A 13,664-nucleotide genomic window follows, 5' to 3' on the forward strand; every position below is an offset into this window, starting at 1 on the left:
ATGTAGATGGACATCGAACCGTGACCGCCGCCCCCGTTTCCGCAATGCGCCTCCTGATCATCGAAGACGACCGCGAGTCCGCCGACTATCTCGTCAAGGCGTTCCGCGAGGTCGGACATGTCGCAGACCTCGCCAGCGACGGCGAGGAGGGGCTCGCCATGGCCGAGAGCGGGGATTACGACGTGCTGGTGGTCGACCGCATGCTGCCCAAGCGCGACGGCCTGTCCCTGATCGGCGCGCTGCGCGACAAGGGCAACCGGACGCCGGTGCTGATCCTGTCGGCGCTCGGCCAGGTCGACGACCGCATCAAGGGCCTGCGCGCCGGCGGCGACGATTATCTGCCGAAGCCCTATGCCTTTGCCGAGCTGCTCGCCCGCGTCGAGGTGCTGTCGCGCCGCCATGGCGGCCCGGCTGAGGAGACCACCTACAAGGTCGGCGACCTCGAGCTCGACCGGCTGTCGCATCGGGTGGCCCGCGGCAAGGACGAGCTGACGTTGCAGCCGCGCGAGTTCCGCCTGCTCGAATACCTGATGAAGCATGCCGGGCAGGTGGTGACGCGCACGATGCTGCTGGAGAACGTCTGGGACTATCACTTCGATCCGCAGACCAACGTGATCGACGTCCACATCTCGCGGCTGCGCTCCAAGATCGACAAGGGGTTCGACCGCCCGCTGCTCCACACCATCCGCGGCGCGGGGTACATGATCCGTGACGGCCTTCGGTAAGCTGATCCGCACCACGGCGTTCCGGCTGACGCTGGTCTATCTGCTGTTGTTTGCGCTGTTCGCCGCCTCGCTGCTCGGTTATTTCGCCTGGAACACCCGCCGCCTCATCACCGAGCAGATCTCGACCACGGTCACCTCCGAGATCAGCGAGATGACCGACATCTTCGCCCGCTGGGGCCTGCGCGGCATCGTCGGCGCGATCGAGAGCCGCGCGCTGCGGCCGGGCGCCAATCTCTATCTCATCACCACGCCGAGCGGGCAGGCGATCGCCGGCAATGTCGGCTCGCTGGCGCCGGGCGTGATGGGCTCGTCCGGCTGGTCGGAGACGTTCTACCGGCGGCTCGACGACAGCACCGAGCACAGCCACCGCGCGCTGGTCTATGTCACCCAGCTCTCCAGCGGTTTTCGGCTTTTGATCGGCCGCGATCTCGAGGAGCGCCGCCGCCTGTTCGGCATCGTCGCCAAGGCGGCGCAATGGTCGGTGCTGGTCGTGGTGGTGCTCGGCATCGGCGGCGGCATCTTCGTCGCGCGGCGCGTGCTGTACCGGATCGACGCCATGACCGGCACGACGCGGCGGATCATGGATGGCGATCTCTCCGGCCGTCTGCCGGTCGGCCGCAGCGGCGACGAGCTCGATCGCCTGGCGGAAAATCTCAACGCGATGCTGGAGCGCATCGAGGCGCTGATGACCGGCCTCAAGGAGGTCTCCGACAACATCGCCCATGATCTCAAGACGCCGCTGACGCGGTTGCGCAACCGCGCCGAGGAGGCGCTGGCGAAGTCGCGCTCCGAGGACGAATACCGCGCCGCGCTGGAGCGCACGATCGAGGAATCCGACGGCCTGATCCGCACCTTCAACGCGCTCTTGATGATCGCGCGGGCGGAGTCCGGGCAGGCGCGTGGCGACATGGTCGAGTTCGACGCGGCCGAGGTCGCCGGCGGCATCCACGAATTGTACGAGCCGCTGGCCGAGGACAATGAGATGACCTTGCGGGTCAAGGCGGCGGCCGCGCCGGTGCATGGCAATCGCGAGCTGATCAGCCAGGCGCTCGCCAATCTCGTCGAAAACGCGATCAAATACGGCAAGCCGGCCGCGTTGCCGCTCGATGCCGCCGCCGCCGCTGACAGCCGCGAGATCCTGATCGAGGCCCGGCGCGAGGGCGGGCAGGTGCTGCTCAGCGTCACCGATCATGGCGAGGGCATTCCCGAGGCCGAGCGCAAGCACGCCGTCGAGCGCTTCGTGCGGCTGGAGGCGTCCCGCACCTTGCCGGGGTCCGGCCTCGGCCTCAGCCTCGCCGCCGCGGTGGCGACCCTGCATGGCGGCGAGCTCCGGCTCGGCGATGCCAGGCCGGGCCTGGTCGCGACCCTGGTGCTGCCGGCCGGCGCCGGCCAGCCCGCCAAGCTTGCGGCGCCGGCGCAGGATGTGCCACAGAAGGCCGCATGACCTCATCCGCGCCGGGAAACGCGGACGGGCAGATGCTGGCCGAACGTTTCGTTGCCGGCCCACATGTCCGTGCGCCCGACAAAGCCGAACTCCGTCTCAACGAGTGGCTCGCCGAGCTCGAGCCGTCCTTGGCCGCCTCGCTCCGCCCGCTTCTCGCCGGCGGCTGGGCCCGCACCATCCTGCTCGGGATCGCCGAGTGCTCGCCCTATCTGTTCGATCTCGTCCGCGCCGACGGCCATCGCCTCGACCGTCTCCTGCGCTGCGAGCCGCAGGCGCATCTCGCCGAGCTGATCGCCCGCACCGGCCGCGAGGTGTTTGCCGCTTCCAGCGAAGCCGAGGTGATGAGCCTTTTGCGCCGGCTGAAATCCGAGGCGGCGCTCTTGATCGCGCTGTGCGACATCGGCGGCGTCTGGCCGGTGATGCAGGTGACGGCGGGGCTGACCGACGTCGCGGTGTCCTCGGTGCAGATGGCGCTGCGGTACCTGTTGCGCCTGGAGACGGTGCGCGGCCGGCTCGCGCCCGTCGACGCCGACGATCCGGAGCGGGGCAGCGGCCTGTTCGTGCTCGCGATGGGCAAGATGGGGGCGGGCGAGCTCAACTATTCGAGCGACATCGACCTGATCGTGTTCTTCGATCCCGAGGTCAATTCGCTGGCGCGCGACATCGAGCCGCAGCCCTTCTTCGTCCGCGTGACCCAGGCGATGGCGCGGCTGCTGCAGAGCCGCACCGCGGACGGCTACGTGTTCCGCGTCGATCTCCGGCTGCGGCCGGATCCGGCCTCGACGCAGGTGGCGATGTCGACCGAGGCGGCGCTGCACTACTACGAGCGCGAGGGCCGCACCTGGGAGCGCGCCGCGATGATCAAGGCGCGGGTCTGTGCCGGCGACGTCGTCGCGGGCGAGGCGATGCTGGCCGAGCTGTCGCCGTTCGTGTGGCGCAAGCATCTCGACTTCCAGGCGCTGACCGACGTCCACGACATGAAGCGGCAGATGCAGGTCTATCGCGGCCACAGCGAGATCGCGGTCGAAGGCCACAACGTCAAGGTCGGCCGCGGCGGCATCCGCGAGATCGAGTTCTTCGCCCAGACCCAGCAGCTGATCGCCGGCGGCCGTCATCCCGAGCTGCGCGTGCGCCCGACGCTCCAGGCGCTCGACGTGCTCACGGCCAGCAACTGGATCACGGAGCAGGCGCGCGACGAGCTCACCACGGCCTATGAGTTCCTGCGCCGGGTCGAGCACCGCCTGCAGATGATGGCGGACGAGCAGATCCACAGCCTGCCCGACGATGTCGAGGGCGTGAGCCGCTTCGCATGCTTCTTCGGCTATGAGAGCCGCGAGCGGTTCGCGGCTGATCTGCTGTTCCATCTCGACATCGTGCAGGGACATTACGCGCGGCTGTTCGAGGGCGATCCGACCGGCACCGTCAGCCTGCCCGCGGTGAACTATGGCGCCGGGCCTGACGAGCCGCGCCTGATGGAGCATCTTGCCGGATTGGGCTTCCGCGATCCGGTGATGGTCGCCAAGACCCTGCAGCAATGGCTGGCGGGCGAGTACCGCGTGTTCCGTGCGGATGCGACGCGCACCGCGTTCACCGATTTCCTGCCCGCGCTGATCGATGGTCTCGCGCATGCCGACGAGCCGGATCGCGCCGTCGTGGCCTTCGACCGCTTCCTGCAGGCGCTGCAGCTCGGCGGCCGCCTGATCACCCTGCTCGGGCAGAACCGTGATCTCGTTGCGCTCGTCGCGCTCGTGCTCGGCGCTGCGCCGCGGCTCGGCGACATGCTGGCGCGGCAGCCGCGGCTGATGGACGGCCTGATCGATCCGCGCTTCTTCGGCGCCATCCCGGACCGGCGCGAATTGTCCGAGCGGCTGGCCTCGACGCTGCAGGATGCCGGGACCTATGAGGAGTTTCTCGATCGCCTCCGGCTGTTCGGCCAGGAAAGCCTGTTCCTGATCGGCACGCGCATCCTCTCCGGCACGGTGTCGGCGCAGCAGGCCGGCACCGCGTTCGCCGACGTCGCCGAGGGCATCGTGCACACCGTGCATGATCTCGTGACCGAGCGCTTCGCCGCCCAGCACGGCCGCATCAAGGGCCAGGAGACCGCGATCGTCGCGATGGGACGGCTCGGCGCGCGCGAGATGACGGCCTCGTCCGATCTCGACCTGATCCTGCTCTATGATTTCGACGGCGACGCCCCGGATTCCGACGGCGAGCGCTCGCTGCAGGGCGCCCACTACTTCGCGCGCTTCACTCAGCGGCTGATCTCAGCCTTCACCTCGCGCACCAATTACGGCGTGCTCTACGACATCGACATGCGGCTGCGGCCGTCGGGCCGCGCCGGCCCGCTGGCCTCGCACATCGACTCCTTTGCGCATTATCAGGAGCAGGAGGCGTGGACCTGGGAGCACATGGCGCTGACGCGGGCGCGGGTGATCTCGGCTTCGCCGGCGTTTCGGGTTCGGATCGAGGAAATCATCCAGGCTGCGCTGCGGCGGGTGCGCGACAGGAGCGCGATCGCGCGCGATGTCGCCGACATGCGCCGCGCGATCGCGGCCGAGAAGGGCGAGGCGGATCTGTGGGACCTCAAGCATGCCGCCGGCGGCATGGTCGACATCGACTTCGTCGCGCAATATCTGCAGCTCGTGCATGCGGCGACGACGCCGGAGATCCTCGACGTCAGCACGCTCGCGGTGCTCGACAATGCCGAGCGGCTCGGCGTTTTGCCGCGGGCCGAAGCCGTGATCCTGCGCCAGGCCGCGCGGCTGTATCACGATCTGACGCAGATCGTGCGGCTGTGCGTCAGCGACAAGTTCAGGCCGGATCAGGCCGGCGAGGACCTGCTGCGGGTGATGGCCCGCGCAGGCGACGCGCCGGATTTCTCGGCGCTCGAGGCGCGGCTGCGCGAGACGCAGACCGAGGTGCGGCGCGTGTTCACCGCCCTCGTGGAGGGATGACCGGGAGCGCGGTCGGACGGCCGCCTATGCCTTTTCCTTGGCGACCGCCGCCTGCTTCAGCCGGCCGATCGCTTCCTTCACCGCCGGGTCGAGGCCGGCGCCGCCGGCATCGTGGTGCGCATAGATCGTCTTGAGCATGCGCGGGTCCCAGAACTTCTTGATGTGCTCGGCGACGCCGGCGACCTCTTTCTCCTGCCCCTGGCTCTGGAAGAACTTGCCGATCTGGTTGGCCATGTAGACGAGGCGCTCGGAGGGGTTATGCGACATGGGTGTTGTCCGTCTCTGTTGGTCGCGCGCCGGTCTCGGCGCCCGCGACGATCCGGTCGGGATGGGTGAAGATTTCGAAGCCGTCGTTGCGGGCCACGGCAATGAGCGTGATGCCCGCGGCGTCCGCCATGCGAATGGCGAGCGCGGTCGGCGCTGACACCGCGATCATGATGGGGGCGCCCATGGCAGCCGCCTTCTGCACCAGCTCGACCGAGACGCGGCTCGTCAGGATCACGAGGCCCTCGCTCGCCGCACAGCGCGCTTGCGCGAGGTGGCCGGCGAGCTTGTCGAGGGCGTTGTGGCGGCCGACATCCTCGCGGAGCGCGACGATGCCGCGCGCCGGCGTCCAGAAGGCGGCGGCGTGCACCGCGCGGGTCTCGTGGTTGAGCTTCTGCAGCGGCTCGATCGCCGCCAGGGCCGCCATGACGTCGCGCGGCGTGAAACGCCGGCCGTCGGGGACATGCGCTGCCGGCCGGACCGCTTCGCTGATGGAATCGATGCCGCACAGGCCGCAGCCGGTGGGGCCGGCGATGTTGCGGCGGCGCTCGGCCAGGCGTTCGGCGAGAGCGTCGGGCAGCCACATCCTGAGCTCGATGCCGTCATCCAGCTCGACGACGTCCAGCGAGATGATGTCGTCGCGGCTCGTGACAAGACCTTCGTTCAGGCTGAAGCCGATGGCGAAGTCGCGGAGGTCCTGCGGCGTCGCCATCATGACGGCCTGGGTGCCGCCATTGTAGGTCAGCGCGACCGCAGTCTCCTCCGGCACGCGGCGGTGGCCCTCGGTGAGGGCTCCGTCGCGCCAGACCAGACGATCCGCGATGCGCACTGCATCGGTCATGCTACTCCGCCGCCTCCACGACCGGGGCGATGCGGCGCGAGTTGCGGGCCTGCTCGTCATAAGCCTTTTGCCAGTCCGACGGACCGTTGGACTGCGACACCTGCACCGCCGTGACCTTGTACTCCGGACAATTGGTCGCCCAGTCCGAGTAATCGGTGGTGATGACGTTGGCCTGGGTCAGCGGATGGTGGAACGTGGTGTAGACCACGCCCGGCGCCACGCGCTCCGAGATCAGCGCATGCAAGGTGGTCTCGCCGGCGCGGCTCGTCAGCCGCACCCAGTCGCCGTCGCGGATGCCGCGCTGCTCGGCGTCATGCGGATGGATCTCCAGCACGTCCTCGCCATGCCACACCACGTTGTCGGTGCGCCGCGTCTGGGCGCCGACATTGTACTGCGACAGGATACGCCCCGTGGTGAGTAGCAGCGGGAAGCGCGGGCCGGTGCGCTCGTCGGTCGCGACATATTCGGTGACCACGAACTTGCCCTTGCCGCGGACGAAGCCGTCGACATGCATGATCGGCGAGCCCTCGGGATACTTCTCGTTGCAGGGCCACTGCACCGAGCCCATCTCCTCGAGCTTCTGGTAGGAGACGCCGGTGAAGGTCGGTGTCAGCGCTGCGATCTCGTCCATGATCTCGGACGGGTGGTTGTACGTCATCTCGAAGCCCATGGCCTTGGCGAGGCCGATCGTGACCTCCCAGTCGGCCATGCCATTGCGCGGCGTCATCACCTTGCGCACGCGCTGGATGCGGCGCTCGGCATTGGTGAAGGTGCCGTCCTTCTCCAGGAAGGTCGAGCCGGGCAGGAACACGTGGGCGTAGTTGGCGGTCTCGTTCAGGAACAGGTCCTGCACGATGACGCATTCCATCGACGACAGCGCCTGCACCACATGCGTGGTGTTCGGATCGGACTGCAGGATGTCCTCGCCCTGCACGTAGAGGCCCATGAAGGTGCCTTCGATCGCCGAGTCGAACATGTTGGGGATGCGCAGGCCCGGCTCGGGGTTGAGCTTGACGTTCCACATCGCCTCGAACTGCTCGCGCACCGCGTCGCCCGCAATATGCCGGTAGCCCGGCAGCTCGTGCGGGAACGAGCCCATGTCGCAGGAGCCCTGCACGTTGTTCTGGCCGCGCAGCGGGTTCACGCCGACGCCGCGGCGGCCGATATTGCCGGTCGCCATTGCGAGGTTGGCGATCGCGATCACCGTGGTCGAGCCCTGGCTGTGCTCGGTGACGCCCAGGCCGTAATAGATCGCGCCGTTGCCGCCGGTGGCGTAGAGCCGGGCGGCGCCGCGGATCGCTTCCGCATCGACGCCGGAGATCTTTGCGACCGCTTCGGGGCTGTTCTTCTCCAGCGCGACGAACTCGGCCCAATCCTGGAATTCGCTCCAGTCGCAGCGCTCGCGCACGAAGGTCTCGTTGACCAGGCCCTCGGTCACGATCACATGCGCCATCGCGGTCAGGATCGCGACATTGGTGCCGGGCAGCAGCGGCAGATGGTAGTCGGCCGCGACATGCGCCGACTTCACGAGATCGATCTTGCGCGGATCGACAACGATCAGCTTGGCGCCCTGGCGCAGCCGCTTCTTCATGCGCGAGCCGAATACCGGATGCGCGTCGGTCGGGTTGGCGCCGATCACCATGATGACGTCGCTGTCCTCGACCGAGTCGAAGTCCTGCGTGCCGGCTGAGGTGCCGAAGGTGGTGGCAAGGCCGTAGCCGGTCGGCGAATGGCAGACGCGGGCGCAGGTGTCGACGTTGTTGTTGCCGAAGCCGGCGCGGATCAGCTTCTGCACCAGATAGGTCTCTTCGTTGGTGCAGCGTGACGAGGTGATGCCGCCGATCGAGTCGCGGCCATACTTCGCCTGGATGCCACGCATCTTGTCGGCGGCGAATTTGAACGCCTCGTCATAGGAGACCTCGCGCCAGGGCTGGTCGATGCTCTCGCGGATCATCGGCTTGAGGATGCGCTCCTTGTGGGTCGCATAGCCCCAGGCGAAGCGGCCCTTGACGCAGGAATGGCCGCGATTGGCCTTGCCGTCCTTGTACGGCATCATGCGCACCACTTCCTCCCCGCGCATCTCGGCCTTGAAGGTGCAGCCGACGCCGCAATAGGCGCAGGTGGTGACGGCCGAGTGCTCGGGCTGGCCGATCTCGATCACGCTCTTCTCGGTCAGGGTCGCGGTCGGGCAGGCCTGCACGCAGGCGCCGCAGGAGACGCATTCCGAGCCGAGGAAGCTCTCGCTCATGCCCGGCGAGACCCGGCTGTCGAAGCCGCGGCCGGAGATGGTCAGCGCGAACGTGCCCTGGACCTCCTCGCAGGCGCGGACGCAGCGCGAGCAGACGATGCACTTGGAGGGATCGTAGGTGAAATAGGGGTTGGACTCGTCCTTCGGCAGCCAGGCCGGATTGGCCTCGCCGCAGGCGTCGGCGAACACGTGGTTCTCACCCTGGTTGCCGTAGCGCACGTCACGCAGGCCGACCGCGCCGGCCATGTCCTGCAGCTCACAATCGCCATTGGCGGCGCAGGTCAGACAGTCGAGCGGATGGTCGGAGATGTAAAGCTCCATCACGCCCTTGCGCAGCTTCTTCAGCCGCTCGGTCTGGGTGTGCACGACGAGGCCCGCGGCCACCGGCGTGGTGCACGAGGCCGGCGTGCCGGCGCGGCCCTCGACCTCGACGAGGCAGAGGCGGCACGAGCCGAATGCGTCGACCATGTCGGTCGCGCACAGCTTCGGGATCTGCGTGCCGGCCTCCATGGCCGCGCGCATGATCGAGGTGCCCTCGGGAACGGTGATGCTCTGGCCGTCGATGGTGAGCGTGACCGTCTTTTCGGACTTGGAGAGCGGCGTGCCGTAATCGGTTTCGTGGATGAGCGACATGGTCGGTGTCCTTGTTCCCGATATCTTATTCCGCAGCCTGCAGGCGCGGCTGCTGGGGGCCGAAATCTTCGCGGAAGTGCTTCAGCGCCGAGAGCACAGGGTAGGGCGTGAAGCCGCCGAGTGCACAGAGCGATCCGAGCTTCATAGTGCCGCAGAGGTCCTCGACCAGGGCGATGTTCTCGGCGACGCGCTCGCCGCGGCGGATCTTGTCGATGGTCTCGGCGCCGCGCGTCGAGCCGATGCGGCAGGGCGTGCACTTGCCGCAGGATTCGATGGCGCAGAACTCCATCGCGAAGCGCGCCTGCTTCGACATGTCGACGGTGTCGTCGAACACGACGATGCCGCCATGGCCGATCAGGCCGTCCTTGGCGGTGAACGCCTCGTAGTCGAACGGCGTGTCGAACAGGGCGCGTGGGAAGTAGGCGCCGAGCGGACCGCCGACCTGCACCGCACGAACGGGACGGCCGGTGAAGGTGCCGCCGCCGATGTCGTCGACCAGTTCGCCCAGCGTGATGCCGAACGCGGTCTCGAACAGGCCGCCGAACTTGACGTTGCCGGCGATCTGGATCGGCATCGTGCCGCGCGAGCGTCCCATGCCGAAATCGGCATAGGCCTTGGCGCCCTCGTCGAGGATGAACGGGATCGCGGCGAACGACAGCAGGTTGTTGACCACGGTCGGCTTGCCGAACAAACCATGATGGGCGGGCAGCGGCGGCTTGGCGCGCACGATGCCGCGCTTGCCCTCGAGGCTCTCCATCAGCGCGGTCTCTTCGCCGCAGACATAGGCGCCGGCGCCGGTGCGGACCTCCAGCTCGAACGTATAGTTCGAGCCCGCGATCTTGTCGCCGAGCAGGCCCGCCTTCCTGGCGATGTCGATCGCCTTGGCCATGGTCGCAATCGCGTGCGGATATTCCGAACGCGTGTAGATGTAGCCCTTGGTGGCGCCCACCGCGATGCCGCAGATCGTCATGCCTTCGATCAGGACGAAGGGGTCGCCTTCCATCAGCATGCGGTCGGCGAAGGTGCCGCTGTCGCCTTCGTCGGCGTTGCAGATGACGTATTTGCGGTCGGCTGCCGTCTGCGACACCGTCTTCCACTTGATGCCGGTCGGAAAGCCGGCGCCGCCGCGGCCGCGCAGGCCGGAGGTGGTGACCTCGGCAATCACGGCGTCAGGCGTCAGCGACAGGGCGCGCGTCAGGCCCTTGTAGCCGCCATGGGCGCGGTAGTCGTCGAGCGACAGCGGATCGATGATGCCGCAGCGGGCGAAGGTGAGGCGGGTCTGCCGCTTCAGCCACGGGATCTCCTCGGTCAGGCCGAGCGAGAGCTTGTGCGACTTGTCGGCGATAACAGCGTCGAGCAGGGACGGAACGTCGTCTGCTGTCACCGGTCCGAAGCCGAACCGGCCCTGCGCCGTCTCCAATTCGACCAGCGGCTCCAGCCAGTACAACCCACGCGAGCCGTTGCGCACGATCTCGATATCGACCTTCCGCTCCAGCGCCGCCTTGTGCAGCGCGTGGGCGACCTCATCGGCGCCGACGGCGAGTGCGCCGGCATCACACGGGACAAAAAGACGCACGCTCATCGCTGGGCCTCCGAGACGAGGGCATCGATCCGGGCTTCGTCGAGCCGGCCGACCAGCCGGCCGTCGAGCATCGCCGATGGCGCGGTGGCGCACAGGCCGAGGCAGTAGATCGGCTCGAGCGTGACGCGCTCATCGGCCGTCGTGTTGCCCATGGCAATGCCGAGCTTGGCTTCGGCGCGGGCCGCGAGGGCGTCGCCGCCAGCGGCCTGGCAGGCCTCGGCGCGGCACAGCTTGAGCACGTGACGACCGGCCTTCTTGGCCCGGAAATCATGGTAGAACGTGAACACGCCGTAAACCTCGGCGCGCGAGAGGTTCAAAGCGGATGCGATCATCGGAATGGCATCCTCCGGCACGTGGCCGAACGTCTCCTGCAACGCATGGAGGATGGGCAAGGTTGCTCCCTCCATCTTGCTATGTTCGGCGATGATCTCGGCGCCGCGCGCCGCGTCCCAACTTTCGTACACCGGCGTCATCCTGATCCCGATTCTGCGTTGCAAGCGTTTCGCACATCCAAATTGGAATTGCTCAAGATATCAATAAAGCAGTCCCGTGCTGCGATAGCGAAACGCAATCGAGAGATAGCTAGAAGTTGACGAAAAACGGGCCTTCGCGCGACCGGCTTGCGGCCGCGTTTTACCGTGTCGGCGACACCCTCGTCGTGATAGGTTTCACCCTGGCCGGCAGCCGCCGAAAACGCGTGGAACCGGGCCGTTCAACCGCTGGAAGGCCGACCTCTTGATCGACAAGCTCGAACTGCTGCTGGCGCTGGCCAAGGAGCGTCATTTCGGCCGGGCGGCGGAGGCGTGCGGCGTTACCCAGCCGACCATGTCGACCAGCATCAAGCAGCTCGAGGAGATCCTCGGGGTGATGCTGGTGCAGCGGGGCTCGCGGTTCCAGGGGTTCACGCCCGAAGGCGAGCGAACACTGGATTGGGCGCGCCGGATCGTCGGCGACTTCCGGGCGATGCGCCAGGAGATCAATGGCCTCAGGGACAAGCTGTCCGGCGAGATCCGCATCGCGGCGGTGCCGACCGTGCTCGGCATGGTTGCGTCGCTGACGACGCCGTTCCGCGCCAAGCATCCGGAGGTCCGGTTCCGCATCATGTCGTGCACCTCGGCCGACGTGCTGGGACTGCTGGAGAACCTCGAGGTCGACGCCGGACTGACCTACATCGAGAACGAGCCGATCGGCCGTGTCAGAACCATCCCGCTCTACAACGAGAGCTACCGCCTGCTGACGGCGCCCGACGCCATGTTCGGCGATCGCGAGCAGGTGACCTGGAAGGATGTCGGGCAGGTGCCGCTGTGCCTCTTGACGCCCGACATGCAGAACCGCCGCATCATCGACCGCGCGCTGCGCGCCGCCGGCAACGACGTCACGCCGACGCTCACCTCGAACTCGCTGCTCGTGCTCTACACCCATGTAAAGACCGGCCGCTGGGCCAGCGTGATGCCGGCCAAGTTGGCCGAGACGCTCGGCCTCGCCGACAAGGTGCGCTCGATCCCGATCGTCGATCCCGTGATCAACTACCAGATCGGCCTCGTCATCCCGCAGCGCGACCCGATGACGCCGCTGATCGCGGCCCTGGTGCAGGTGGCGCGCGAGGTCGCGCCCAGCCTGCAGGCGTGAGGCGCATGTCGGCACCGTCACCCGACCTCGCCGGCGTCATCGGCGGACTTCGGGCTCTCATGCGGTCGCGGAGCTCCGGCCTTGCGCGTGGCGCGTGGCCCGGAGCTCGTAATGCGCGGCATGGCCGTCGTAGCGGCTGAGCAGCTTCCGCGCCGCGGGCGGAACCACCGCCGCGTCATGGGCTGGACCCGCAAAGCGAACCACCGCCGCCTGATCGGCGAAGGTCATGATCGTCACGAATTCGACCTCGGCCTCCAGCGGTCTGCGCAGCAGCTCGATGCCTAGAAATCCTTCGATTGCCCGATCGACGATGGCTGGAAAGATCGTCAACCGCAGCAGCTCCTCATAGGCATCGGCATCCACCGCCCTGGTCCAGCCGTGCCAAATCCGCTTCAGCATCGCGATGCTCCCTTGGGTCCGATGATGGTCACCGAACCCTTGCACGGGCGTCGGGCGCCGGACTTGGTGAAAGTTGCGGTCCGCGCTGCGAACTCGCGGAGCGGCTGCCTCCGCTCAGTAGGCCGCAAATTGCTCCCGCATGATCTTCTCCTCCTGCCGGATCCGCAAGGTCAGCGGCACGGCATAGATGATCAGGCCGGCCACGAGCGTGACATAGGCGTGCAGCGTCAGCGCGTAGCCGATCAGCTCAGGCAGGATGTTGAGGAAGTAGTTCGGGTGGCGCACGATCCGGAACAGCGGATGGGTCACCAGCGCGTGGTCGCGCGCGAGCATCAGCTTGACGGTCCAGAGGCGGCCGAGCAACTGCGACACCACGAGCAGCATCACCGCGCCGAACAGATAGATCACGAATCCGATGATGCTGACGGCGTCGAGCGGTGCATCCCGGACGAGGCCCTCGGCCGTCGCGGCGAGATAGAAGGCGACATGTGCGATCGCGAGCCAACGCGACACGGATGCGCCGTATTCGACGGCGCCTTCGGCGCGCAGCCGCTTCTCGTTGCGGATCGAGATGCCGAGCATGGCAAAGCGATAGGCGAAGGCGGCAACGATAAAGGCGATGATCACACGCGGTACTCCAGTTTTCGGAGCGATTGCCTTAGTTGCCCATGCGTAGGTGCGTCAATACCATGTTCCGCCAATGTTGCTTACCAAGCACGAAGCGATGTCGTGATGCCGTCATCCCCCTGCGTCATGGAGCCCGCGCTGCCCTTCTGAAGGGCAAGCCGATCGCATTCCTGGGCATCATCCGCCGCGTCCGTGCCTGGGCACGCATCATCAGTCGTGACAGCATACGCCTCTCTCCACTCGTCATTGCGAGCGCAGTGTTCAGCCCGGGGACATGGCTGACAGGTGTTCGGAGACATGGTTGACACCTCAAAATTG

Annotated in this window: 11 protein-coding genes; 4 read left to right on the forward strand and 7 right to left on the reverse strand. The window is 67.3% G+C overall.

The genetic code is table 11. The annotated features are described in order from the left end of the window. Positions 1-44 precede the first annotated feature (44 nt). From ACQR1D_RS10275 to ACQR1D_RS10285, 3 genes are read left to right on the forward strand one after another with little or no spacing between them, the layout of a single operon-like run. Entirely contained in the window at positions 45-725 is a 681-nt protein-coding gene (locus ACQR1D_RS10275) for a response regulator transcription factor (RefSeq protein WP_315726077.1), read from the forward strand. Further along, the gene (locus ACQR1D_RS10280) at positions 709-2,169 is read left to right on the forward strand and encodes a sensor histidine kinase (protein ID WP_316182734.1); all 1,461 of its coding nucleotides are present in this window, start codon (positions 709-711) and stop codon (positions 2,167-2,169) included. The genes ACQR1D_RS10275 and ACQR1D_RS10280 overlap by 17 nt, the downstream gene beginning before the upstream one ends. After that, entirely contained in the window at positions 2,166-5,123 is a 2,958-nt protein-coding gene (locus ACQR1D_RS10285; protein ID WP_434837927.1) for a bifunctional [glutamine synthetase] adenylyltransferase/[glutamine synthetase]-adenylyl-L-tyrosine phosphorylase, read from the forward strand. Before ACQR1D_RS10280 ends, ACQR1D_RS10285 begins: the two co-directional genes overlap by 4 nt. A gap of 24 nt (positions 5,124-5,147) precedes the next feature. On the opposite strand, the gene ACQR1D_RS10290 is transcribed toward ACQR1D_RS10285, so the two are convergent. Genes ACQR1D_RS10290 through ACQR1D_RS10310 form a run of 5 tightly spaced genes read right to left on the reverse strand, consistent with a single transcriptional unit; the run spans position 5,148 to position 11,164 of the window. After that, on the reverse strand, positions 5,148-5,390 hold the full coding sequence (locus tag ACQR1D_RS10290) for a formate dehydrogenase subunit delta (protein ID WP_315777578.1): 243 nt from the start codon (positions 5,388-5,390) through the stop codon (positions 5,148-5,150). Then, the gene (fdhD, locus tag ACQR1D_RS10295) at positions 5,380-6,228 is read right to left on the reverse strand and encodes a formate dehydrogenase accessory sulfurtransferase FdhD (RefSeq protein ID WP_434837928.1); all 849 of its coding nucleotides are present in this window, start codon (positions 6,226-6,228) and stop codon (positions 5,380-5,382) included. Before fdhD ends, ACQR1D_RS10290 begins: the two co-directional genes overlap by 11 nt. A gap of 1 nt (position 6,229) precedes the next feature. Continuing rightward, a complete protein-coding gene (fdhF, locus tag ACQR1D_RS10300) occupies positions 6,230-9,109 on the reverse strand; it encodes a formate dehydrogenase subunit alpha (protein ID WP_434893808.1) in 2,880 nt (959 codons plus the stop codon). A 25-nt stretch (positions 9,110-9,134) separates the two neighbouring features. Further along, entirely contained in the window at positions 9,135-10,691 is a 1,557-nt protein-coding gene (locus tag ACQR1D_RS10305; RefSeq protein WP_315805079.1) for a formate dehydrogenase beta subunit, read from the reverse strand. Then, the gene (locus tag ACQR1D_RS10310; RefSeq protein WP_316182799.1) at positions 10,688-11,164 is read right to left on the reverse strand and encodes a formate dehydrogenase subunit gamma; all 477 of its coding nucleotides are present in this window, start codon (positions 11,162-11,164) and stop codon (positions 10,688-10,690) included. Before ACQR1D_RS10310 ends, ACQR1D_RS10305 begins: the two co-directional genes overlap by 4 nt. A gap of 262 nt (positions 11,165-11,426) precedes the next feature. Here ACQR1D_RS10310 and ACQR1D_RS10315 point away from each other — a divergent pair, with 262 nt between their 5' ends. Next, positions 11,427-12,320 carry a LysR family transcriptional regulator gene (locus ACQR1D_RS10315; protein WP_315805080.1) on the forward strand — a complete coding sequence of 298 codons (894 nt, stop codon included), beginning with the start codon at positions 11,427-11,429 and terminating at the stop codon, positions 12,318-12,320. Positions 12,321-12,377: 57 nt separating this feature from the next. Here the strand turns inward: ACQR1D_RS10315 and ACQR1D_RS10320 are convergent, their stop codons facing one another. Then, positions 12,378-12,719, reverse strand: coding sequence for an antibiotic biosynthesis monooxygenase (locus ACQR1D_RS10320; RefSeq protein ID WP_316182739.1), 342 nt, complete (start codon positions 12,717-12,719; stop codon positions 12,378-12,380). 114 nt (positions 12,720-12,833) lie between these two features. Continuing rightward, on the reverse strand, positions 12,834-13,346 hold the full coding sequence (locus ACQR1D_RS10325) for an isoprenylcysteine carboxyl methyltransferase family protein (protein WP_316238668.1): 513 nt from the start codon (positions 13,344-13,346) through the stop codon (positions 12,834-12,836). Between the last annotated feature and the right edge of the window lie 318 nt (positions 13,347-13,664).

The sequence above is a fragment of the Bradyrhizobium sp. HKCCYLRH2047 genome (assembly GCF_051168175.1).
Taxonomy (GTDB): domain Bacteria; phylum Pseudomonadota; class Alphaproteobacteria; order Rhizobiales; family Xanthobacteraceae; genus Bradyrhizobium.